The sequence below is a fragment of the Streptomyces auratus genome (genome assembly GCF_050433025.1).
GTDB classification, from domain to species: domain Bacteria; phylum Actinomycetota; class Actinomycetes; order Streptomycetales; family Streptomycetaceae; genus Streptomyces; species Streptomyces sioyaensis.
Genome location: NZ_JBNGCB010000003.1, coordinates 1,111,749 through 1,132,596 on the forward strand (window position 1 = coordinate 1,111,749; position 20,848 = coordinate 1,132,596).

A 20,848-nucleotide genomic window follows, 5' to 3' on the forward strand; every position below is an offset into this window, starting at 1 on the left:
GAGGGATGACGCGGCGCGCCGTTCCCCGCCCTCCTGCGGGACCGGGCGGCGCCGCTATCCGAGCCACATGAGCACCGCGTCCCCCTGCTCCGCCGCCGCGCACAGGAACGGCCGCAACTGCTCGTAGTACTCGCGCACATAGTCCAGCGGCTCACCCCGCTCCCAGACGATCGCCGGATACACCTCCGCCGCGGCGAGGTCCGCCGGGCCGACACCGGTCGTCAGCGCGTCACCGGATATCTCCGCCAGCGCCGCGGCGGCCTTCTGCACCTGCTCGGGGGTGAGGTAGCGGGGCGGACCGTAGCCCCAGTCGTCGGCGCCCGGGACGGGCTCCTCGCCATGGACGATGTCCACCGGGAAGGCCGCCCGGCGCAGCAGGAACCCCAGGGCGTCCCAGGCCTTGTCGATGTCGAGGCAGCGCGTCGGCACGGGCTGCGGTCCCGCGTCGGCCTCCGCCTCCCGCCGCGCGCTGACCAGCGTCAGCGCCCACTCGGGATCGCCGAGGGCGCGGTCGAGTTCAGCAGGTGTGACACGTGCGTACTCCCCAATCATGCTCATGGTCCGAGGCTAGGGCGTGCCACTGACAACGCCCGGTGCCCGGCGGGGTGTTGCCGGCCGCAGCACACGAAACCGGCCGGGCACGGCGCCTGGGAGAATGGCCGCCCCTTCCGAGCGCGGCCCTGCGCGGCGCTCGCCGGCCGCAGGAGTGCACGCGCCTTGTCCCCTCACCGCAAGCAGTCGACCCCCCGAAAGCAGTCGACCCCCCGCACCCCATCGACTGACCGCCCGCAGTCGATTCCGGACACCGTGGATCCCGGCCTGCAGTCCGACTGCGGCAGCTGCTTCGGGCTGTGCTGCGTCGCGCTGCCGTTCGCGGCGTCGTCGGACTTCGCGATCGACAAGGATGCCGGCCGGCCCTGCCCCAACCTCCGGACGGACTTCCGCTGCGGGGTCCACTCCCAACTGCGGCAGCGCGGCTTCACCGGCTGCACCGTCTTCGACTGCTTCGGCGCCGGGCAGAAGGTTTCCCAGGTCACCTTCGGCGGACAGGACTGGCGGAGCACCCCGGGGACCGCCCGGCAGATGTTCGATGTCTTCCCCGTCATGCGGCAGTTGCACGAGCTCCTGTGGTACCTGACCGAGGCGCTGACCCTGCCGGCCGCCCGCCCGGTCCACGCCGGGCTGCGGGCCGCGCTGGAGAAGACCCGGGCCCTGACCCGCGGCACCGCCGAAGAGCTCCTGGCGCTGGATGTGCCCACCCACCGGGGCGAGGTCAACGCCCTGCTGCTGCGCACCAGCGAACTGGTCCGGGAGGGGGTCCCGGGCCGTAAGAAGCAGCGGCGGGGCGCCGATCTCATGGGAGCCCGCCTCAAGGGGGCCGGCCTCCGGGGCGCCAACCTCCGCGGGGCCTGCCTGATCGCCGCCGACCTCACGGGTGCCGATCTGCGTACGGCGGACCTGATCGGCGCCGACCTGCGGGACGCCGACCTCGCCGGCGCCGACCTCACCGGTGCCCTCTTCCTCACCCAGGCCCAGCTCAACGCGGCCAAGGGCGACGCCGCCACCACACTCCCGCCGTCCTTGACCCGCCCCGCCCACTGGCAGGCGGGGCCCGCGGCCCCGACGGGCCCCCGCTCCTGATCGCTCACAGCGAACGCGTAGGGGGGAACATCTCCGGGCCCTGCGGCATTGAGTGAGAAAAGCTCAACTTGCTTGCCGAAGGGGAGATCATGGCTTCGACGTCCACCTCGCTCACTCTGCCCGTGCTGCCCCTCGATGACGAGGTCGTGCTCCCCGGCATGGTGGTGCCCCTGGACCTGTCCGACGCGGACGTCCGCGCGGCGGTGGAGGCCGCGCAGGCCGCCGCCTCCTCGGGTAACAAGCCGCGGGTGCTGCTTGTGCCCCGCGTCGACGGGACGTACCCGGGCATCGGCACCCTCGGGCGGATCGAGCAGGTCGGCCGGCTGTCCGACGGCGACCCCGGGGCCCTGATCCGGGGCCTGGGCCGGGTGCGGATCGGCTCCGGCACGACCGGCCCCGGTGCCGCGCTCTGGGTGGAGGGCACGACCGTCGAGGAGACGGTCCCCGATCCCCTGCCGGGTGCGGTGGCCGAACTCGTCACGGAATACAAGGCGCTGGCCACCAGCTGGTTGCGCAAGCGCGGTGCCTGGCAGGTCGTCGACCGCGTCCAGCAGATCGAGGACGTGCCGACGCTGGCCGACAACTCCGGCTATTCGCCGTTCCTGACCACCGAACAGAAGGTCCGGCTGCTGGAGACCACCGACCCGGTCGCGCGGCTGAAGTTCGCCACCGAGGCGCTGCGCGAGCACCTCGCCGAGCAGGACGTCGCCGAGTCCATCGCCAAGGACGTCCAGGAGGGCGTCGACAAGCAGCAGCGGGAGTTCCTGCTGCGGCGGCAGCTGGAGGCGGTCCGCAAGGAGCTCGCCGAGCTGAACGGTGACCCGGAGGACGAGGGCGACGACTACCGCGCCCGCGTCGAGGCCGCCGACCTGCCCGAGGAGGTCCGCAAGGCCGCCCTCAAGGAGGTCGACAAGCTGGAGCGCTCCAGCGACCAGAGCCCCGAGGGCTCCTGGATCCGCACCTGGCTGGACACCGTTTTGGAGCTGCCCTGGAACGAACGGACCGAGGACGCCTACGACATCGCCGGTGCCAAGGAGGTCCTGGACGCGGACCACTCGGGCCTGGAGGACGTCAAAGAGCGGATCACCGAATATCTGGCCGTCCGCAAGCGCCGGGCCGAGCGTGGTCTCGGGCTGATCGGCGGCCGCCGCGGGGGCGCCGTGCTGGCGCTCGTCGGCCCGCCCGGGGTCGGCAAGACCTCGCTCGGTGAGTCCGTCGCGCGCGCCATGGGCCGGAAGTTCGTCCGGGTGGCGCTCGGCGGCGTCCGGGACGAGGCGGAGATCCGCGGCCACCGCCGGACGTACGTCGGCGCGCTGCCCGGCCGCATCGTCCGGGCCGTCAAGGAGGCCGGTTCCATGAACCCGGTCGTCCTCCTCGACGAGATCGACAAGGTGGGCTCCGACTTCCGGGGCGACCCGGCCGCCGCCCTCCTGGAGGTCCTGGACCCGGCGCAGAACCACACCTTCCGCGACCACTACCTGGAGGTCGAACTCGACCTCAGCGATGTGGTCTTCCTGGCCACCGCCAACGTCCTCGAAGCCATCCCCGAGCCGCTGCTCGACCGGATGGAGCTGGTCCGCCTGGACGGCTACACCGAGGACGAGAAGGTGGTCATCGCCCGGGACCACCTGCTGCCGCGCCAGCTGGAGCGGGCCGGTCTGGAGCCCGGCGAGGTGACCCTGGAGGACGACGCGCTGCGCAAGCTGGCCGGCGAGTACACCCGCGAGGCGGGCGTACGGAATCTGGAGCGCGCGGTCGCCAGGCTGCTGCGCAAGGTCGCCGCCCAGCACGAACTGGGTCAGCAGGAGCTGCCGTTCACCGTGGGTGTGGACCAGCTGCGCCCGCTGATCGGGCGGCCGCACCACACCCCCGAGTCGGCACAGGACCCGTCCGAGCGGCGCACCGCGGTGCCCGGAGTGGTCACCGGCCTCGCGGTCACCGGCGCCGGCGGCGACGTGCTCTATGTGGAGGCCTCGCTCGCCGATCCGGAGACCGGCGCGTCCGGGCTCCAGCTGACCGGCCAGCTCGGCGACGTCATGAAGGAGTCCGCGCACATCGCGCTGTCGTTCCTGCGCTCCCACGGTGCGGAACTGGAGCTCCCGGTTGCCGATCTGAAGGAGCGCGGTGTGCATCTGCACGTACCGGCGGGCGCCGTGCCCAAGGACGGCCCGAGCGCGGGCGTGACGATGACGACAGCCCTGGCCTCGCTGCTGTCGGGCCGGCAGGTCCGGCCGGACGTGGCGATGACCGGTGAGGTCTCGCTGACCGGGCGGGTGCTGCCGATCGGCGGCGTCAAGCAGAAGCTGCTGGCGGCGCACCGCGCCGGGATCACCACCGTCATCATCCCCCGGCGCAACGAACCGGACCTGGACGACGTACCGGCCGAGATCCTCGACGCCCTGGACGTCCACCCGGTCGCGGACGTCCGCCAGGTGCTGGAGCTGGCGCTGACCCCGGCGTCGAACGGTGCCGCACCGGAGGTCCCGGTCGCGGCCTGAGACGAGGGCCGGCCCGTGCTTCCGCGACGGGAGCACGGGCCGCCCGTAGGGGGAGGCCCTCAGCCGTTGGCGAGGGCCTTGAGGCGGTCCAGCGAGCCGTTGAAGCGGTTGTGGTCACCGACCGTCGGGCCGGAGGAGGTGTACTGCCAGATGGTGTGGAAGCCCCAGCCGGCCGGGAGTTCGCCGACCGAGGAGCCGTAGCGCGGGATCCACAGCGGATTGACGGCGCCGAAGGCCGTGGAGTTTCCGGTGCACTGCTTCCACCAGCCGGTGGAGGTGTAGAGGACGGCGTCGCGTCCGGTGCGCGCCTTGTACGTCGCGAACCAGTCCTTCATCCAGTTGACCATCCCGGCCGGGCTCAGCCCGTAACAGGTGGACCCGTAGGGGTTGTACTCCATGTCGAGCGCGCCGGGCAGCGTCCTGCCGTCCTTGGACCAGCCGCCGCCGTGGCCGGCGAAGTAGGTGGCCTGGGCGGCGCCGCTGGAGGTGTCCGGGGTGGCGAAGTGGTACGCCCCGCGGATCATCCCGCTGGTGTAGGAGCCGTTGTACTGCTGCGCGAAGGACGGATTGGTGTAGCTGGTGGACTCCGTCGCCTTGACATAGGCGAAGCGGACGCCGCTGTTCCAGAGCGTCGACCAGGAGACGCTGCCGTTGTGGCTGCTGACGTCCACCCCTTCGACGGACGCCATGAGCGAGGCGGCGGGCGGTGCGCCGCCGGCCGCGGTGCCCTCGTGCCGGGCGATCTGCGAACCGGCCCAGTCCCGGTCGGGGTGGCGGGGTTCGGGTGCGCGCCGGACGGCCGCGGCGCCGGCGGTGCCGGAGAGGCCGAGAAGCAGGGAGAGCAGGGAGAGCAGGACCCCGGCCACGAGCGCCAGGGAGCGTGCGGGTCGGTGGGGGGAGCCGGATCTGAGCACGGACATACGTGCCTCCGAAGATCTCGGTGGACCTGAGGGGGGAAGAGCCGACGGTATGGACCGGGTGCGGACACGGAGGTGTGGACACAGAGAGGCGGACACAGCGAGGCGTGTCCAGGACGCGCGGTGGACCCGCTGACGTCCGGGGCCGAGGGGTACGGCCATACCGGAAATGACGATACGCGCGTAGACCACGTGCCAAAAGAGGCACCGCGGGCTGCCGTTGGTCTAATCCTGCGAAATACTGGCCGAGCTGCGGCTTCAGCCGCCGAGGCCAGAAACTTTCAGGTGAGGGAAAGCGGAAGAATGGGCGCTGACGTGCACAACACCGGAGCCGACGGGGCGACGGCGAATGGCGAACCGATTGGCGTGGATCACGTATTTCTCGCCCTGGAACGCGAATTGGCGGTATTTCTCCGCCGGGCCCGTGCCTCTTCCGGTGAACTGGCACGAGAGGTGCATCCGGACCTGGAACCCGCCGCCTACGGCCTGCTCTTCCGGCTGGCCGACGCCGGTGCCCAGCGTGCCACCGACCTCGCCGGCTTCTTCGGCGTCGGCAAGGCGACCATGAGCCGTCAGCTGCACGCTCTGGAGAAGCTCGGGCTGGTCGCCCGCGAGCCGGACCCGGCCGACGGCCGTGCGGTCCTGGTGCGCCTGACCGACGAGGGCCACGCCCGCTTCACCCGCGTCCGCACCGGCCGCCGCGCCCGCTACGCCCGCCGCCTGGCCTCCTGGGACCGCGGCGAGGTCGCCGAACTGGCCCGCCTGCTGCACCGGCTGAACGCCGAGCAGGAGGGCGAGCAGGAGGTCGACCAGGACACCGAGCAGGACGGCGACGGGGCATAGCCGCAGGCTGTCGCCCCGGCACCGGCGCCCGGCCCCGCCGCCCGCCGTCGTCGAGGCGGCGCGCCGTGGCCCCGGCGGAAAACTCCGCCCGCCGGCGATTTGTCACGGCGCCACAAAAATCACCGCCGCGTCATCGCGCGCCTTGCCGCGCGGATGTGCCGCGCCCGCGGGGTCCGCCGCCTCCGCCGCCCGGACCCGGTCGATGAGCGCCTGGGGGCCCTGACCGGCCACCAGGGCCACGCAGTCGGCCCAGGAGCCCTCCCGGAAGACCTCGACCCAGCGGCTCGCGCCGTCGCTGAGGGCGGTCAGGGAGCGGAGCGCGGAGCGCGGGGTGCTGCCGGTCACCGCGCGGGCGGCCACCGAGGGGTCGGCGGCCGCGGTGAAGAAGCCGCCCTCCGCATTGCGCAGCGCCTCGACCGCGCGCCCGTACTCCCGGCCCGCGGCGGCCCGTTCTGCCGAGCCGCGCGGCAGCGCCCGTACGACGTCCCGCAGGTCCCGGACCGCGGGCGGCAGTTCGTCCAGCCGGGGGTCGAGCACCGGCAGCACCGAGCCGTCCGTCCGCTCCACGAGGAGCACCGAATCGGACAGGACGAGGTGTTCGACGGTGTCCTCGGACCAGCGCGCGGCGACCAGGGTTGCCTGCGGAGTGCGTGCGTGAGAAAGGTCACAGGTCGTCCGGTGCGCGTCGGCCGTCCGGGAGATGGCCGCGGCGAGCGCATCAGGCAGCGTCATATCCCGGTGTGAAACCGACAGTTCGAGCATTGCGCCGCCCAGCCGCGCGGTGAACCACGGCACCGTGTGAAGACAGCCGTAGTCCTCCTCGGGAGGTGTCACGCCGTCCAGCAGCACCAGGACTCCGCCCTGGCCGGAGGCAGGAAGGGCTACCGATGTGTAGTCCTCATTTGGGCGTTGGGGGTCGCCCGGCTCGGTGGCGAGTGCAATGTGCATGGCCGCAAGTCTGCCGGAGGCCCTCGATCCGCCCCGGCCGTCGGGCGCGGGTGGCCGCGCAGGTGTACGTGCGGGGGCGGTTGTGCAGGGATGGTGTGGACGGGGTCCGGCGGCATGCAGGCGCGCATCCTGCCAGGACCCGGACGCATCTCCAAACCCGTCCGGGGGTTGCCAGGGGTTGCGGCCGAAAACGTTCGCGCGGGGAAGTTGATGGCCAAACTCCGATTGATGTTCACTCGTTCAGGTGGCCGGGCATGTGTTGCCGAGCCACTGCGCGGCGCCGGTGGAATGGTCGTTGCCCGGATCATGGGGTGGGGCCAGGACGCTCGTCGCGACGCGCAGAGCCGGGCTGTTACCCCTCGCGGACGTGTGCGTTGCTGCGTTTTTCGCGCAGATCCGCCCCGCGAGCGGAGAGCGAGCCGGGTCCGCGACGCCACAGGGCGTGAGCAGGCGAGACAGGAATGCGAGCAGCGGTGCGGAAGATGCGGCTTCGGGGCGGCGCAGGGAAGCCGGGATCACCGGCCGGTTCGATCGCGGGACCGGGCACGGACTCGGCTCCTGGTAAGGGGCAGGACACGGCCGGCGAGGGCGGCTCGGGACGCCGTCCTGCGCGGGTGCGCAACCGGCTTGTCGGGGCGGTGGCCGTCGTGGCCACCGCGGTCCTCGGCGCCGGCGCCCCCGGCCTGACGGCGACGGCCGACGACGCCACCAGCAGTCAGCAACTCGTCGATCTGGCGGAGCTGAACGTCCGCGCCATCGCCTTGGCGCACTCCCTCGCCGACGAACGCGACGGGATGACCGCCTACGCCGCCGTGCGCGGCAGCCGTACCGCCAAAACCGGCGCCGCACGGCCCGGCGCCGGGAGCGAGGCGGCCACGGTCTCCCGGGCCCAGCGCGCCCGCGTGGACCAGCAGATCGGCGAGCTGCGCACCGAGGCCCAGGACGCCTCGGGTGACACCGCCGTCTACGCCTCCGCCGCCAAATTGCTGGCCACCCTCCCGCACATCCGTCAACAGGCGCTGTCCGGGCGCGAATCGGCCGATCGGATCTACGGGGCCTACACCCAGGCTCTCCAGGCGCTCGGCGCGATCAGCGACGACATCGCCCGCGGACTGCCCGCCCGCGCGGACGCCGCCGACGCCGACCTGCGCGCGCTGCCCGCACTGGGCCGCGCCACCGAAGAGGCCGCCGGCACCCGCGCCCTGCTGCTCGCCGGGCTCACCGCGGGCGGCAGCCAGCCCCGGCTGACCACCCTCGCCCAGGTCGCCCACACCCGTGAACAGAGCGCACTGGGCGACTTCGAGCAGGCCGCGAGCCAGCGCGCCCGCGACCGCTACGACAGCACCGTCAACGGCGCCGACGTCACCACCGCCGAGCGCTATCTGACCCGGCTGACCGATCAGCCCCGGCTGGACGCGGCCGATCTGCGGCTCAGCCGCTCGCGGGTGCAGGCCGCCCTCACCACCCGTATCGGACTGATGCGGGGCGTCGAATCCGCCATGGCCACCACCGATGTCCAGCGGCTCGGCACGCTGCGCGACGACGCGGTGTCGGAGCTGGAGCTGCGCATCGGTCTGGAGGCGCTGTGCCTGCTGCTGGCCGTCGGCGCCGGAGTCTGGGCGGCCCGCTCGCTGACCCAGCCGCTCGCCGCGCTGCGGCTCGGCGCCAAGCGACTGGCCGCCGACCCCGCCCACGAGGAGCCCCTCAGCTACACGGGCCGCAACGACGAATTCGCCGCCGCCGTGGGGTCCGTCAATGCGCTGCACGCCCAGGTCGGCGAGCTGGCGCGGCGTACCGCCGAGCTGGAGGGCGAGCGCAAGCGGCTGATCGGCGGCCGGCAGCGGCTGGTCGCCGAGCGCGAGGTGCTCCAGGAGCAGGGCGAGACGCTCAAGGAAGAGATCGCCGATCTCACCGAGCGGCTGGCGGCCCTGCACAACGGGGTGCACGGCCGGTTCGTCAACCTCTCGCTGCGCACCCTGGGCCTCGTGGAGCGCCAGCTCGTCGTCATCGAGTCGCTGGAGGAGAGCGAGCAGGACCCCGAGCGGCTGGAAACCCTCTTCAAGCTGGACCACTTCGCCGCGCAGATGCGCCGCAACAGCGAGAACCTCCTCGTCCTGGCGGGCGCGGAGCAGCACAGCACCAACCACCAGGGGCCGGTGCCGCTGCTGGACGTGCTGCGCGCCGCGATCAGCGAGATCGAGCGCTACGAGCGGGTGGTCATCCAGTCGCTGCCGCCGCACTCCCAGGTCGCCGGGTTCGCCGCGGACGACCTCAGCCACCTGATCGCCGAACTTCTGGAGAACGCCACCGCGTTCTCCCCGCCGAAGGCCCATGTCGAGCTGGCTGGCTGGCTGCTGGAGAGCGGCGAGGTCATGCTCTCGGTCCAGGACGAGGGCATCGGGATGACCTCGGAGCGGATGGCCGAGCTCAACGAGCGGCTCTGTGACGTCGAGGCCGCCTCGTCCTCCGAGACCATCGACGAGGCGCTGGGCCTGGGGCTGTACGTCGTGGTGCGGCTGGCCGCCCGGCACGGCGTCCGGGTCCAGCTGCGGGACGCCAAGCACGGCGGCGTCACCGCAGTCATCGTGCTGCCCGGCTCGATCCTGCCCACCCGCCCGGCGCCGTCGGGCCCCCCGGTGGCCGCGTCCCCGGACCTGGCGCACTCCCCGGGCCTGCCGGGCTCGGTCGCCGAGGCGAACTCCAACGCCCTGCCGACCCGGGCGGCGCGCACGGAACCGGCGGCGCTGCACGGCACGCCGGACGCCGCGGCCCCGGCCAGGTACGACGACCGGGCACCGGCCGCGGACACCGAGCGGCCCGACGGGCACCCGGCCGCTCCGGAACCCCGCCACGACGCCACCCCGGACCCGGCGCCGGCACCCGAAGCCGACCCGTTCGTCGCCGCCGCGGAGCGGGCGATCGACGCCGCCGGGCTCGGCGGCGCGGACGGAGCGGCGCCCGACGGGCAGCCGTCCGGCCCGACCACCTACTCCCCGTCCGAACCGAGCCCGTACGGCCCGCAGTCGCCCGGACCGTACGCCGCCACCACCCAGGGCACCGGCGACCACTTCCGGGCCGGCGACCACTTCCGGGCCGAGGACGAGGGGCGCCCCGGCCAGGCGCCCGCCGCCCCGGTCCCCGGTCCCGACGCCGCGCCCGACCCGTACGCCATCGGGCCGGACCAGCACACCCGGCCCGGCACCGACGCGGCACCCACCGAGGCCGCACCCACCGAGGCCGCACCCACCGACGCCGCGGCGCCCGCCGAGGCGCCGGAGGCCGGCGAACCGGCCGACCCAGAGACCGCCGCCGCCCCGGCCACCGGCAAGCGGCGGACGGCCACCGGGCTGCCCAAGCGCAGCCCCAAGGTGGTGGCGCAGCAGCAGGCGCCCGTCGCCCCGCGCAAGAGCGGTGCGGCAAACGCCGAGGCACTGCGGCGCCGGCTCGGCGGATTCCAGGCGGGGGCGCGAGTCGGCCGACGCGACGTCGAGGCCGAGATCGCGGAACGTACAACGGAGCAGACCATCCCACCGACGGACACCGACGGAGCGGGGGCCCCGGGAGAGAGCCACGTTGTCGAGGAGGCACGCGATTGAATGCGCAAGCGCCCACTGCTTACGGACAGGGCCTGAGCAGCCAGGCACAGAACCTGCACTGGCTGCTGACCAATCTCGTCGAGGAGGTGCCGGGCATCCGCTCGGTCGCGGTGGTCTCCTCCGACGGCCTGCTGCTGCTGTCCTCCGACCCCGACCCCGACCGCAGCCAGGACGAGGCCCGGCCGGAGGAGCGCGCCGGGCCGCGGGGCTCCAGCGCGGATCTGGCCACCATCGTCTCCGGGCTCGGCAGCCTCACCAACGGTGCCGCGAAGCTGATGGACGGCGGTGCGGTCAAGCAGACGATGATCACGATGGACGAGGGCAGCCTGTTCGTCATGTCGATCAGCGACGGTTCGCTGCTCGGCGTGCATGCCACTCCGGACTGCGACATGAACGTCATCGCCTACCACATGGCGCTGTTCGTCGGCCGGGCCGGACATGTCCTCACCCCCGAACTCCGCAGTGAATTGCGCAAGTCGATGGAGAGCGCCCAGTGAGTACCCCCAAACTCCCCGTCCGAGGCGGGGACCGGAAACCCTCGCGCGTGCGGCCGTATTCGCTCACCGGCGGCCGGACGCGATTCGGCCATGTGCTGCTCGTGGAGACGTTCGTCGCCGCGCTGGAGGCGCCCGAGGAGCGGCGCGAGCTCACCTCCGGGGGCTGGGGCGACCGCGTGATGCCGGAGATGCGGGCGATCGTCGAGCTGTGCCGCCGGATGCGCTCGGTCGCGGAGATCTCCGCGCTCCTCAAGATGCCGCTGGGCGTGGTCCGGGTACTGCTCAGCGACCTCGCCGACCAGGGAAAGATTCGCGTCTACGGCACCGGGCACGGCTCCGGCCGGCCCGACCGCGCGCTGCTCGAAAGGGTGCTGAGTGGACTTCACAGGCTCTGACACGATATCGGCCGGGACGGCGACCGCCGGATCCGTGGGTCAGGGCGATCCGGCGGCCGCGGCCGACGCGGGGCTGCAGAGCTGGCAGACGGACCGTTCGCAGGCGCCGATCGCCACCAAGATCGTGGTGGCGGGCGGCTTCGGCGTCGGCAAGACCACGTTCGTCGGATCGGTCTCGGAGATCACCCCGCTCCAGACCGAGGCGGTGATGACCCAGGCCAGCGAGGACACCGACGATCTGACCGCCACCCCGGAGAAGACCACGACCACGGTCGCGATGGACTTCGGGCGGATCACCCTCGACCAGGAGCTGGTGCTGTACCTGTTCGGCACGCCCGGACAGCAGCGCTTCTGGTTCATGTGGGACGACCTGGTGCGCGGTGCGATCGGTGCGATCGTGATGGCCGACACCCGCCGTCTCGAGGACTGTTTCCCGGCGCTGGACTACTTCGAGAGCTGCGGACTGCCCTATGTCGTCGCGGTCAACCACTTCGAGGGCACCGACGCCTACGAGGTGGAGGACGTCCGCGATGCGCTGACCGTGCCCGCTCACGTGCCCGTGGTGATCATGGATGCGCGCCGGCGGACCACGGTGATCCAGGCACTGCTGGCACTGGTCGGCCACGCCCTGGAGACCGCACCCGAGTAGCGGTCTCCGGAGCGGCCCGTTCCCCCGGGCACCCTGCCACCCCCCCACTTCACCCCCGAACAACCGCAGTAGCAGAGAAGAGTGCCGCCATGCGGAAAATACTCGTCATCGGAGCCGGCCAGTCCGGTCTCCAGTTGGCCCTCGGCCTCCAGTCGAAGGGCTATGAGGTCACCCTCATGTCCAACCGCACCGCCGATGAGATCCGCGCGGGGCGGGTGATGTCGACCCAGTGCATGTTCCACACCGCGCTCCAGCACGAGCGGGATCTGCAGGTCAACTTCTGGGAGAGCCAGGCCCCGCGCATCGAGGGCCTCGGCGTCTCGGTCGCCGCCCCGGGCAGCCACGAGGCGCCCGAGGGCTCGCAGCGCGCCATCGACTGGGTCGGCCGGCTCGACGGCTACGCCCAGTCCGTCGACCAGCGCGTGAAGATGGCCGGCTGGATGGAGACCTTCGCGCAGCGCGGCGGCCAACTCGTCATCCATGGCGCGGCCGTCTCCGACCTGGACTTCTTCGCCGGCCGCTACGACCTGACGCTGGTCTCGGCCGGCAAGGGCGAGCTGGTGTCCATGTTCGGCCGGAACCCCGCGCGTTCCCCGTACGACGCCCCGCAGCGTGCGCTCGCCGTCTCCTACGTGCACGGCGTCGGCCCGCGCCCCGAGCACCCCGAGTTCGAGGCGGTGCGCTGCAACCTGGTGCCCGGCGTCGGCGAGCTGTTCGTCATGCCGACGCTCACCACTTCCGGCCGCGCCGACATCCTCTTCTGGGAGGGCATACCCGGCGGCCCGCTGGACGCCTTCCAGGGCGTCACGGACCCCCAGGAGCACCTCGACATCACGCTCGACCTGATGAAGACCTTCCTGCCCTGGGAGTACGCCCGCGCCACCAAGGCCGAACTGACCGACGCCAACGGCACCCTGGCCGGCCGCTACGCCCCCACCGTGCGCAACCCCATCGGCCGGCTGCCCTCCGGCGGTCTGGTCCTCGGTGTCGCGGACGTCGTCGTCGCCAATGACCCGATCACCGGCCAGGGCTCGAACTCGGCCGCCAAGTGCGCCGCGTCCTACCTGTCCGCCATCGTGGAGCGCGGCGAGCGGCCGTTCGACGAGGAGTGGATGCAGTCCGCCTTCGACCGCTACTGGAACACCGCCCAGCACGTCACCAAGTGGACCAACGCGATGCTGGGCCCGCCGCCGGAGCACGTCCTGAACCTCATCGGCGCGGCCGGCCAGCTCCAGCCCGCCGCCGACCGCTTCGCCAACGGCTTCGACGACCCGTCCGACTTCGAGAACTTCTTCTACGAGCCGGAGAAGACGAACGCCTACCTGGCGTCACTGACGAGCTGATCTCCCTGCGGCGGTGCGCCCCCTGAGCCGCGGGGTGCACCGCCGTATGCCGTCGTGCCTTTGGGGCCGCCGACGCGGCCCGCGGCCCGTCACGGCAGCCCTGACGGGCCCCGGATCAGCGCCGCTTCCGCCAGGGCCACTTGGGCCCGTCCCCGGAGCTCTTCCCCTCCGGGTCGTACTCGTAGCGCCACCCGTGCGGCAGCCCCAGGCGGCCCACCCGCCCCGGCACGCGCCGGTAGACGTGTCGCACCGGCGGGCCCCCGCCGGCGTCCGGTACCGGGACCTCGTACGTCTTCGGCGGCTGGCCGGTCATGCCGACCAGCACGGGCAGTACGCGGCCGTCCAGCGGCCCGCCGACGAACGGGGTGTTCTCGCTTCGCACGCCGTCAGTCTCCCACCACGGCGGCGGGGCGGCAGCTCACAGCAGGTGCGTGGCGTCGCTCACCACGGGCAGCATGCGGCGGGCCAGCCCGCCGGCCGGGCCGTCGGCGGCCTCCAGCTTCAGCGCCGCCCGGGTCACCTTGGCGGTCTGCGGGTCCCTGGCCGCGGTGGCGGTCAGCAGGGCGATGAAGTGGTCGACCAGCCAGTCCCGCAGCTCGTCGAGGGCCGGCTGCTTGTCCTCGTCGAGCCAGATGAGGGAGGCGCCCTCGACGGCGGTGATCCACATGCGTACGGTCATCCGCAGCCGCAGGCCCGGCTCGGGCTCGCCCAGATGCCGCAGGATCTGGTCGGCGGCGGCCCGCCGCACCTCGTCCACGATCGCGGAGGTCCGGGCGGTCTCCACGACGCTGCCGCCCTGGAGCAGCGCGCTGAAGCCCGCGTCGTGTTCGTCGACGAACGCCAGATAACGGTCCAGCGCGCGCGAGAGCCGCTGGGTGAGCGGGCCGCTCTCCGGCTCGGCGAAGCAGCGCTCCAGCATGTCGGCCGCGCTGCGCAGCGCGGCCTCGTACAACTGCTGCTTGCCGCCGGGGAAGTAGCGGTAGACGAGCGGGCGCGAGACCTCGGCCGCGGTCGCCACGTCGTCCAGCGAGACGTCCTCGGGCGCGCGCTGGGCGAACAGGCCCAGCGCGGCGGTGAGTAGTTGGCTGCGGCGTTGCTCGACGCTCAGCCTGCGATAGGCGGGTCGGGGTACTGCTGGGGCGGTGCCGCTGCCGTTCATGAACAGCAGCGTAACCGCCCTGGATTCCGCTTCGGACAGGTGCTCGGTTACTGGACGGTTCATAAGGATCCTTCAGGCCAGCAGACCTGAGCGGCGCCACAACCTGCGGCCCAGGCCGTGCAGTACGCCGATCTCGTCCAGGAAGTCGGTCAGCCGCTTGGCGCCGGACTGCATCACCTCGCGGCGGTGGCCGCTGGCCTTGACCTGTGCGAGCGCCTCGCGCCGGTCCAGACCGACATGGGGGTAGACGTCCGGGTTGACGAAGGCGAGGGAGAAGACGCGCGCCGCCTCACCGGAGCTGATGCGGGTCAACTCCCGCTCCCAGCGCGGCGCGGTGATCATCTGGCGGCGCAGCTCCTCGCGGGCGTAGCGCACATGCCGGGCCTCCTCGACGACATGGATGCGGGTCACCCCGCGCACGATCGTCTGCACCCGCTCGTCCGGGAAGGTCAGCCGCTGCATCCAGTCCAGGATCTCCTCGCCGAGCAGGGTGCAGGCGAACGAACCCGGGGTGGTGGAGACCGTCTTGAGGACGCGGGCGAGGTTGTGGTGGACGCGCGAGACCGGGTACGCCGGGGCGCCGCCCTTGTGGATCATGCGGGCGAACATCTTGGAGTGCCGGCACTCATCGGCGATCTCGGTGAGCGCGTAACGGACATGGGCGCTGGTCACCGGCTTGTCGTAGATGTGCCGGACGAGCAGCTGCATCAGGATGATCTCGAACCAGATGCCCAGCGAGGCGAGCGAGGCGGCCTCGTGGCGGGAGAGGTCCTGCTGCTGCTCCAGGGACATCTTCCGCCACAGCGGGGTGTCGTAGAGCGAGACCAGCTCCGGCGGCCAGAACCACTTGCCCTCTTCGAGGGGCGCGTCCCAGTCGAGTTCGGTGTCGGGGTCGAAGGAGTGCCGGGCGGAGGAGTCGAGCAGCCGCTCGGCGACCTGTTCCCGGTCCTTGAGCAGACCGAGGGCGTCCCGCAGGACTTCGGTGTCCGTCACGGTCATGTCGGTGGGCGCGCTCGTCATGGGTGGCTACCTCGCTCCTGGGTTACCCGCGTTCACTTCTTATGAGACTGCTTGTCAGCAAGCTCGTCAATCCCCCGTGCACGACTTATTGACCCGCCGGTAAGAAACGTGTGAGCCTGCCAACGACCGCCTGTGACAAGGCGTTTGGCGAGCCGAGGAGGCATCCGTGTCGAGCCGAGATCTCTATGTGCAAGGCCCAGGCGACCCCGTGTGGAAGGTGCCCGCCTCCGGTGCGGCCCGCTTCAGCTGGGACTACGACGACGGACGGGACCGGCTGCTCGCGCTCTACCAGAAGGGCAAGGACAAGCAGTGGGACGCCACCCTGCGGATCGACTGGGACCTGGAGGTCGACCCCCAGGACCCGCTCGGCACCCCGGACGAGTCCATGTCCCTGTACGGCACCAAGTACTGGGACAAGATGACCGAGAAGGACCGCGGTGATCTGCGCCGGCACTACACCTCCTGGCAGTTCAGCCAGTTTCTGCACGGTGAGCAGGGCGCGATGGTGTGCGCCGCCCGGATCGTCGAATCCGTCCCGGATCTCGACGCGAAGTTCTACTCCGCCACCCAGACGATGGACGAGGCGCGGCACGCCGAGATCTACAGCCGCTTTCTCCAGGAGAAGATCGGGATGCTCTACCCGATCAACGACAATCTCCAGTCGCTGCTCTCCGACACCCTCAAGGATTCCCGCTGGGACATGCCGTACCTCGGGATGCAGGTGCTGATCGAGGGCCTGGCGCTGGCCGCCTTCGGCATGATCCGGGATACCACCACCAAGCCGCTGCCGAAGCAGATCCTCGCCTATGTCATGCAGGACGAGGCGCGGCACGTCGCCTTCGGGCGCATGGCGCTGCGCGATTACTACAAGCAGCTGACCGATGCCGAACTGCGGGAACGCGAGGAATTCGTCATCGAGGGCTGCTACTTGATGCGTGACCGGCTGCGCGGCCTGGAGGTCCTGGAGAACTTCGGCATTCCGCCCGAGGAGGCCGCCGAATTCACCGAGAACTCCGAATTCCTGCACCTCTTCCGGAAGCTGCTGTTCAGCCGGATCGTGCCCTGCGTCAAGGACATCGGCCTGTGGGGTGAACGCCTGCAGCGCGCCTATGTGGACATGGGCGTCTTCGAGATGGGCGACTCCAACCTCGATCTGCTGATGGCCGAGGACGAGGAACTCGCCGAAAAGCTGGACGCGGAGCGCTTCGCGGCCGAGGAGCAGGCCCGTACGGCGGAGGTCGCGGCGGCCGTCGCGGAGGGCGCGGCGGACGACTGACCGCCCGTACCACCCGGAGCGGAACCGCCCCTGAGTGCCGCGGCCCGCGGTTCAGGTGCCGTGGCGCGGGTGGTCGCCGTGGCCGCGGAGCCGGGCGGTGTGGCCGGTGAAGACGTCGATACGGGCGGCGAGGTCGGGGTGGCCCGGCTGCAGATGGGGGCGGGCGGCCGTCAGGGGGGCGATGAGCCCGACCGGATCGTCCTTGCCGAGTGCCTCGTCGAGGAGGTCCACGGGGCCCCGGGAGGCGGCGGGGAGATCGGTGAGGGCGGTGATCTGGCCGGCGAGGCGGCGCAGGCCGGCCGCGTTGTCCCGGGCCCAGGCGACGACGGTGCGCTCGGCGGCGCGGCGGTCCCGGGTGGCCTGGACGCGCTGCTCACCGGTGCTTCCGGCGGGGCCGGGGCGCTGGCGCAGATAGCGGCGTTCGGCGGCCTGGCGGCTGGCGACGCCGAGCGGCCGGGCGAGATCGGCCCAGCTGGCACCCGCCTGCCGGGCCGTCTCGATCAGACCCGTCTCCCAGCCGTCGAGCTGCTCGCGGACCTCGCGCAGCAGCAGGAGGGAGGCCAGCGCCTTGCCGGGGCCCTCGTCGAAGCCCGGCGGTTCCTCGGCGTCGGCGCTCTGGGCCGCATGGACGGCTTGGTTGATGGCCTCCAGGGCCGCCGCGGCGGCGAGGAAGGAGGCAGGGGCCGGGCTGCCGGTGCGAGGGGGTGCGGTCTCGTCGGCCGGGGACATGGGACCTCCTCGGTTCGTCATCATTTCGATGACGTTCGCCTTGTCATCCATTAGACGACATGCTACAACAGAGGACAGGTGAAGCGCATTGGCAGTTACTGCCCGATCCTCTGGAGGTGTTTCGCGATGTTGATGCGCACCGATCCCTTCCGCGAACTCGACCGGCTCACCCAGCAGCTGCTCGGTTCCGGCACCTGGTCGCGGCCGTCCGCGATGCCGATGGATGCCTACCGCGAAGGCGACGAGTACGTCGTGGCGTTCGATCTGCCCGGGGTCACCCCGGAGGCGATCGATATCGACGTCGAACGCAACATGCTGACGGTCAAGGCCGAGCGCCGGCCCGTGGCGAAGGCCGACGATGTGCAGCTGGAGCTGTCCGAGCGCCCCCTGGGTGCCTTCTCCCGCCAGATCGTCCTGGCCGACACCCTCGACACCGAGCACATCAAGGCCGATTACGACGCAGGTGTGCTGACCCTGCGCATCCCGATCGCCGAGCGCGCCAAGCCCCGCAAGATCGCCATCGGCAGCGAATCCGCCCCCCGGCAGATCCGCGGGTGAGCGAGGCCGCCGGCCCGTAGCGGCGGTGGAGGACGGGACTCGGTCCCTCTTCGGTGCCCGTCCTCCGCCCCAGAGACGAAAGGGGGTGGCCCGAGGTGGTCCTGCGAGAGGAAGCGTTCCTGGAGCGTGTCCAGGAACGCGGCGAATACGGGACCCGGCAGGAAGCGGAACGCGCGGCCCGCGTGATCCTCGCCCTGCTGGGGGCACATCTGGTCGGTGAGGTGCGGGCCGAACTGGCCGCGCGCCTCCCGGAGACCTACGCCCTGATCCTGCTCAACCCGCTGGAGGCCGCCGAGCCGCTCTCCCCCCAGCGGTTCGTCCGCGCCACCGCGGCCTGGATCGACGGCGCCACCGAGGAGACGGCGACCTGGGACGTCGGAGCCGTGCTCAGCGTGACCGCCGATGCCGCGGGCGACGACCTCATGAACGAGATCCTGCTCCAGCTCCCCGCCGGCTACGACCTCCTCTTCGGCCACCCCCGGTCCACCTGACCTCCCGCACCACCGGTGCCCGGCGCCTGCCGGGCACCGGCCGACCCACCACAACCAGAGACGAGAAAGGCGACCGTCGCAGCAATGGACGTGCAGCAGGAATCGGCCCGGCCCGTACCGGCCATGACGTTCCATCAGATGCTGGAGAGGATCCGGTACGAAGGTACCTACCCCACCCGCGAACGGGCCGCGGAAGCCGTCCGTCTCGTGCTGGCCGGCCTGGGCCGGCAGCTGACCGGCGACGAACGTGTCGAACTGGCCGCCCGCCTGCCCGTCGAGGCCGCACTCCTCTTCACCGCGCAGATCCCCGACACCGAACCCCGCACCGGCTGGGGCTTTGTCAAGGACCTCGCCACCCGCAGCGGCGCGAGCCCCGCCACCGTCCGCTGGGACACCGGCGCCGTCCTCGCCGCGGTCGCCGACCTGGCGGGCGAGGGACTGCTCACCCGCATCCTCCAGCAGCTCCCCGCCGGCTACGCGCTCCTGTTCGGCCGCGCCGAACTCACCCGGGCCGCCTGAGGCCGCCCGGCCGGCACCGCGTACGCCGAGCTCCCGATGCCGTGCCGCCGCCCTGCCGCACGGCGGACGACGAGAGCCGGGGCAGGCACCGGCCCCCGCCCCGGCTCGGGGCTCAGCGCCTTCCCGACCGCGCCAGCCAGCGCCCCTCGTGCCGGGACACCTCGATCGGGCGGCCGAAGCAGGCCGTCATCCGCGCGCCGGTCAGCACCTCGTCCACCGGGCCGCGGGCCTGCACCCGGCCCTCGCGCAGCAGCAGGGCGTGGCCGACGGCCGGGGACAGCTCCTCCAGATGGTGGGTGACGGTGACCGTCGACAGCTCCGGCCGCCCCGCGGCCAGCCGGTGCAGCGCATCGATCAGGTCCTCGCGGGAGGGCAGGTCGAGCGCGTTGAACGGCTCGTCGAGCAGCAGCAGCCGGGGGTCGGCCATCAGCGCGCGGGCGATCAGGATCCGGGCCCGCTGGCCGCCCGAGCACACCCCGTACGGCCGGTCCGCCAGCTCCTTGCAGTCCAGCTCGGCGAGCAGCTCATGGGCGCGCTCACGGGTGGCGTCGTCGTACTTCCGCCACAGCGGCTGCACGGTGCCGGTCGCGCCGGTCAGGACGACGGTGTGGCCGGTCGCGTCCTGCGGGACCTTCTGCGCGCCCGAGACCAGGCCGATGACGGCGCGCAGTTCGCGCACGTCCACCGAGCCGAGCCGGTGGCCGAGCACCTCGACGGTGCCGACGGTGGGGAACATCAGCGCCCCGACGAGACGCAGGACGGTGGTCTTGCCGGCACCGTTCGCGCCGAGCAGCGCCCAGTGCTCACCGGCCCGTACGGTCCAGTCGACGGCGTCGAGGATGACCTGCCCGGTGGTGTGGCGGCGGACGCCGACGCCCTCCAGGGCGGCGATCACGCGGGCGGCTTCGGGGGGCGGAGCGGTCCGTGCGGACGGCGCGGGCTCCGTGGGCTGCGAAGGCTGCGGAGAGGTCATCGCCGCAGACTAGCTGCGTATGACACCTTTCTGTGCGGGCGTCCGATGTGTGGACCCCGGCGGCGGGGGTGCCGTCCCCCCACCCCCGAACCCACCCCCCGCCCCCTCCCCCGAAGGGGGAGGAGGGGGAGGGGGCGGGGGAGAGCTTTGGAGGCCGGGCGGCCCAGCGGCCAGGACCGGGGATGCCGCGCGGGCACCGTGCGCGCGTGCCGAACGGCGGGGGCCCGTTGGCGGTTACGGCCCGGTCAACCCCAACAGGGCCCGCACCCGGGCGTACTTCTCCGTCAGCCGCTGCCGGGTCGGTGCGTCCAGTACGGCCAGCCGCTCCGGATCGGCGTTGTGCGCGAGATCCGACTCCTTGATCAGCAGCGCCCCGGGGGTGGCCAGGATGCGCGCGGTGTACTCCTCGACCGGTTCGTCCGCCTGCTTGGTGACCGCCAGGATCATCGCCTTGGCCGCCACGCTCAGCGCCGCGCCGGCCAGCCACTCGCGGCTCAGCGCCCTGTCCTCGACCGCATCGTGCAGCCAGGCCGCGGCGATCTGCTCCTCGCTGCCGCCCCGCTCCCGTACGCCCGCCGCGACCGCGGCCAGATGCTCGGCATAGGGGCGGCCGGCCTTGTCGGTCTGCCCGGAGTGCACCCGCCGGGGCAGTGCCTCCACCTCGGCCAGGGACAACAGCGGGGGAGCAGCGGGTTCCATGGGCGGGATCGCATCAGCCATACGGCCATTGTGACGCGGCGGCCGGGGGCGGTGCAGGGGGCTCCGGGGGACGGGCCCCGGCACGGCCGGGCCGTGC

Annotated in this window: 21 protein-coding genes and 1 pseudogene; 13 read left to right on the plus strand and 9 right to left on the minus strand. The window is 72.3% G+C overall.

The annotated features are described in order from the left end of the window. Positions 1-54 precede the first annotated feature (54 nt). Positions 55-552, minus strand: a complete 498-nt coding sequence (locus tag BKA18_RS24595; RefSeq protein WP_366045623.1) for a YfbM family protein — start codon at positions 550-552, stop codon at positions 55-57. Positions 553-1,338: 786 nt separating this feature from the next. On the opposite strand from BKA18_RS24595, the pseudogene BKA18_RS24600 reads away from it, so the two are divergent. From BKA18_RS24600 to lon, 3 genes and pseudogenes are all read left to right on the plus strand, one after another. Beyond that, positions 1,339-1,455: pseudogene (locus BKA18_RS24600) on the plus strand (pentapeptide repeat-containing protein); the annotation flags it as partial. A 6-nt stretch (positions 1,456-1,461) separates the two neighbouring features. Then, positions 1,462-1,641, plus strand: coding sequence for a pentapeptide repeat-containing protein (locus BKA18_RS24605; RefSeq protein WP_429638772.1), 180 nt, complete (start codon positions 1,462-1,464; stop codon positions 1,639-1,641). Between the two features lie 89 nt (positions 1,642-1,730). Continuing rightward, entirely contained in the window at positions 1,731-4,139 is a 2,409-nt protein-coding gene (gene lon / locus BKA18_RS24610; RefSeq protein ID WP_006603137.1) for an endopeptidase La, read from the plus strand. 59 nt (positions 4,140-4,198) lie between these two features. Here the strand turns inward: lon and BKA18_RS24615 are convergent, their stop codons facing one another. Further along, positions 4,199-5,059: a lysozyme gene (locus BKA18_RS24615; RefSeq protein WP_366045543.1), complete on the minus strand. Its 861-nt coding sequence runs from the start codon at positions 5,057-5,059 to the stop codon at positions 4,199-4,201. 300 nt (positions 5,060-5,359) lie between these two features. Between BKA18_RS24615 and BKA18_RS24620 the strand changes: the two genes are divergently transcribed. Beyond that, entirely contained in the window at positions 5,360-5,899 is a 540-nt protein-coding gene (locus tag BKA18_RS24620) for a MarR family winged helix-turn-helix transcriptional regulator (protein ID WP_366045542.1), read from the plus strand. Between the two features lie 102 nt (positions 5,900-6,001). Here BKA18_RS24620 and BKA18_RS24625 read toward each other — a convergent pair whose 3' ends face one another. Beyond that, positions 6,002-6,847, minus strand: coding sequence for a PP2C family serine/threonine-protein phosphatase (locus BKA18_RS24625; protein WP_366045541.1), 846 nt, complete (start codon positions 6,845-6,847; stop codon positions 6,002-6,004). Positions 6,848-7,461: 614 nt separating this feature from the next. On the opposite strand from BKA18_RS24625, the gene BKA18_RS24630 reads away from it, so the two are divergent. The 5 genes from BKA18_RS24630 to BKA18_RS24650 all read left to right on the plus strand — a co-directional run bounded on the left by BKA18_RS24630 (position 7,462) and on the right by BKA18_RS24650 (position 13,327). Continuing rightward, positions 7,462-10,443, plus strand: a complete 2,982-nt coding sequence (locus BKA18_RS24630; RefSeq protein ID WP_366045540.1) for a sensor histidine kinase — start codon at positions 7,462-7,464, stop codon at positions 10,441-10,443. Further along, positions 10,440-10,940 (plus strand): roadblock/LC7 domain-containing protein, encoded by a 501-nt coding sequence (locus BKA18_RS24635; protein ID WP_366045539.1) that lies wholly within the window; start codon positions 10,440-10,442, stop codon positions 10,938-10,940. Before BKA18_RS24630 ends, BKA18_RS24635 begins: the two co-directional genes overlap by 4 nt. 47 nt (positions 10,941-10,987) lie before the next feature. Then, a complete protein-coding gene (locus tag BKA18_RS24640) occupies positions 10,988-11,335 on the plus strand; it encodes a DUF742 domain-containing protein (protein WP_006603131.1) in 348 nt (115 codons plus the stop codon). A gap of 34 nt (positions 11,336-11,369) precedes the next feature. Further along, entirely contained in the window at positions 11,370-11,984 is a 615-nt protein-coding gene (locus tag BKA18_RS24645) for a GTP-binding protein (protein WP_366045538.1), read from the plus strand. Between the two features lie 89 nt (positions 11,985-12,073). After that, positions 12,074-13,327, plus strand: coding sequence for a styrene monooxygenase/indole monooxygenase family protein (locus BKA18_RS24650; RefSeq protein WP_366045537.1), 1,254 nt, complete (start codon positions 12,074-12,076; stop codon positions 13,325-13,327). Between the two features lie 115 nt (positions 13,328-13,442). Here the strand turns inward: BKA18_RS24650 and BKA18_RS24655 are convergent, their stop codons facing one another. The 3 genes from BKA18_RS24655 to BKA18_RS24665 all read right to left on the minus strand — a co-directional run bounded on the left by BKA18_RS24655 (position 13,443) and on the right by BKA18_RS24665 (position 15,506). Then, the gene (locus BKA18_RS24655) at positions 13,443-13,709 is read right to left on the minus strand and encodes a hypothetical protein (protein ID WP_211823499.1); all 267 of its coding nucleotides are present in this window, start codon (positions 13,707-13,709) and stop codon (positions 13,443-13,445) included. A 36-nt stretch (positions 13,710-13,745) separates the two neighbouring features. Continuing rightward, positions 13,746-14,486 (minus strand): TetR/AcrR family transcriptional regulator, encoded by a 741-nt coding sequence (locus BKA18_RS24660; protein ID WP_051006962.1) that lies wholly within the window; start codon positions 14,484-14,486, stop codon positions 13,746-13,748. A 72-nt stretch (positions 14,487-14,558) separates the two neighbouring features. Then, on the minus strand, positions 14,559-15,506 hold the full coding sequence (locus BKA18_RS24665) for an AurF N-oxygenase family protein (RefSeq protein ID WP_366045536.1): 948 nt from the start codon (positions 15,504-15,506) through the stop codon (positions 14,559-14,561). Between the two features lie 166 nt (positions 15,507-15,672). Between BKA18_RS24665 and BKA18_RS24670 the strand changes: the two genes are divergently transcribed. Beyond that, positions 15,673-16,782, plus strand: a complete 1,110-nt coding sequence (locus tag BKA18_RS24670; protein ID WP_366045535.1) for a ferritin-like domain-containing protein — start codon at positions 15,673-15,675, stop codon at positions 16,780-16,782. 51 nt (positions 16,783-16,833) lie between these two features. Here BKA18_RS24670 and BKA18_RS24675 read toward each other — a convergent pair whose 3' ends face one another. Beyond that, the gene (locus tag BKA18_RS24675; RefSeq protein WP_366045534.1) at positions 16,834-17,511 is read right to left on the minus strand and encodes a type III effector protein; all 678 of its coding nucleotides are present in this window, start codon (positions 17,509-17,511) and stop codon (positions 16,834-16,836) included. 126 nt (positions 17,512-17,637) lie between these two features. On the opposite strand from BKA18_RS24675, the gene BKA18_RS24680 reads away from it, so the two are divergent. The 3 genes from BKA18_RS24680 to BKA18_RS24690 all read left to right on the plus strand — a co-directional run bounded on the left by BKA18_RS24680 (position 17,638) and on the right by BKA18_RS24690 (position 19,079). Beyond that, positions 17,638-18,069: an Hsp20/alpha crystallin family protein gene (locus BKA18_RS24680; RefSeq protein WP_366045533.1), complete on the plus strand. Its 432-nt coding sequence runs from the start codon at positions 17,638-17,640 to the stop codon at positions 18,067-18,069. Between the two features lie 95 nt (positions 18,070-18,164). Continuing rightward, positions 18,165-18,560: a DUF2267 domain-containing protein gene (locus BKA18_RS24685; RefSeq protein WP_366045532.1), complete on the plus strand. Its 396-nt coding sequence runs from the start codon at positions 18,165-18,167 to the stop codon at positions 18,558-18,560. Positions 18,561-18,644: 84 nt separating this feature from the next. Next, the gene (locus BKA18_RS24690) at positions 18,645-19,079 is read left to right on the plus strand and encodes a DUF2267 domain-containing protein (protein WP_366045531.1); all 435 of its coding nucleotides are present in this window, start codon (positions 18,645-18,647) and stop codon (positions 19,077-19,079) included. A gap of 112 nt (positions 19,080-19,191) precedes the next feature. Here BKA18_RS24690 and BKA18_RS24695 read toward each other — a convergent pair whose 3' ends face one another. Further along, on the minus strand, positions 19,192-20,052 hold the full coding sequence (locus BKA18_RS24695) for an ABC transporter ATP-binding protein (RefSeq protein ID WP_429638605.1): 861 nt from the start codon (positions 20,050-20,052) through the stop codon (positions 19,192-19,194). Between the two features lie 234 nt (positions 20,053-20,286). Continuing rightward, on the minus strand, positions 20,287-20,772 hold the full coding sequence (locus BKA18_RS24700) for an HD domain-containing protein (protein WP_366045530.1): 486 nt from the start codon (positions 20,770-20,772) through the stop codon (positions 20,287-20,289). Positions 20,773-20,848: the final 76 nt, after the last annotated feature.

What these genes read in the sequence shown, in the direction of transcription:
- BKA18_RS24620 (WP_366045542.1), top strand. Translation starts at nt 5,360, where the DNA reads ATGGGCGCTGACGTGCACAACACCGGAGCCGACGGGGCGACGGCGAAT.
- BKA18_RS24660 (WP_051006962.1), bottom strand. Translation starts at nt 14,486, where the DNA reads ATGAACGGCAGCGGCACCGCCCCAGCAGTACCCCGACCCGCCTATCGC.
- BKA18_RS24675 (WP_366045534.1), bottom strand. Translation starts at nt 17,511, where the DNA reads ATGTCCCCGGCCGACGAGACCGCACCCCCTCGCACCGGCAGCCCGGCC.
- BKA18_RS24595 (WP_366045623.1), bottom strand. Translation starts at nt 552, where the DNA reads ATGATTGGGGAGTACGCACGTGTCACACCTGCTGAACTCGACCGCGCC.
- BKA18_RS24650 (WP_366045537.1), top strand. Translation starts at nt 12,074, where the DNA reads ATGCGGAAAATACTCGTCATCGGAGCCGGCCAGTCCGGTCTCCAGTTG.
- lon (WP_006603137.1), top strand. Translation starts at nt 1,731, where the DNA reads ATGGCTTCGACGTCCACCTCGCTCACTCTGCCCGTGCTGCCCCTCGAT.
- BKA18_RS24665 (WP_366045536.1), bottom strand. Translation starts at nt 15,506, where the DNA reads ATGACGAGCGCGCCCACCGACATGACCGTGACGGACACCGAAGTCCTG.
- BKA18_RS24625 (WP_366045541.1), bottom strand. Translation starts at nt 6,847, where the DNA reads ATGCACATTGCACTCGCCACCGAGCCGGGCGACCCCCAACGCCCAAAT.
- BKA18_RS24680 (WP_366045533.1), top strand. Translation starts at nt 17,638, where the DNA reads ATGTTGATGCGCACCGATCCCTTCCGCGAACTCGACCGGCTCACCCAG.
- BKA18_RS24615 (WP_366045543.1), bottom strand. Translation starts at nt 5,059, where the DNA reads ATGTCCGTGCTCAGATCCGGCTCCCCCCACCGACCCGCACGCTCCCTG.
- BKA18_RS24700 (WP_366045530.1), bottom strand. Translation starts at nt 20,772, where the DNA reads ATGGCTGATGCGATCCCGCCCATGGAACCCGCTGCTCCCCCGCTGTTG.
- BKA18_RS24690 (WP_366045531.1), top strand. Translation starts at nt 18,645, where the DNA reads ATGGACGTGCAGCAGGAATCGGCCCGGCCCGTACCGGCCATGACGTTC.
- BKA18_RS24695 (WP_429638605.1), bottom strand. Translation starts at nt 20,052, where the DNA reads ATGACCTCTCCGCAGCCTTCGCAGCCCACGGAGCCCGCGCCGTCCGCA.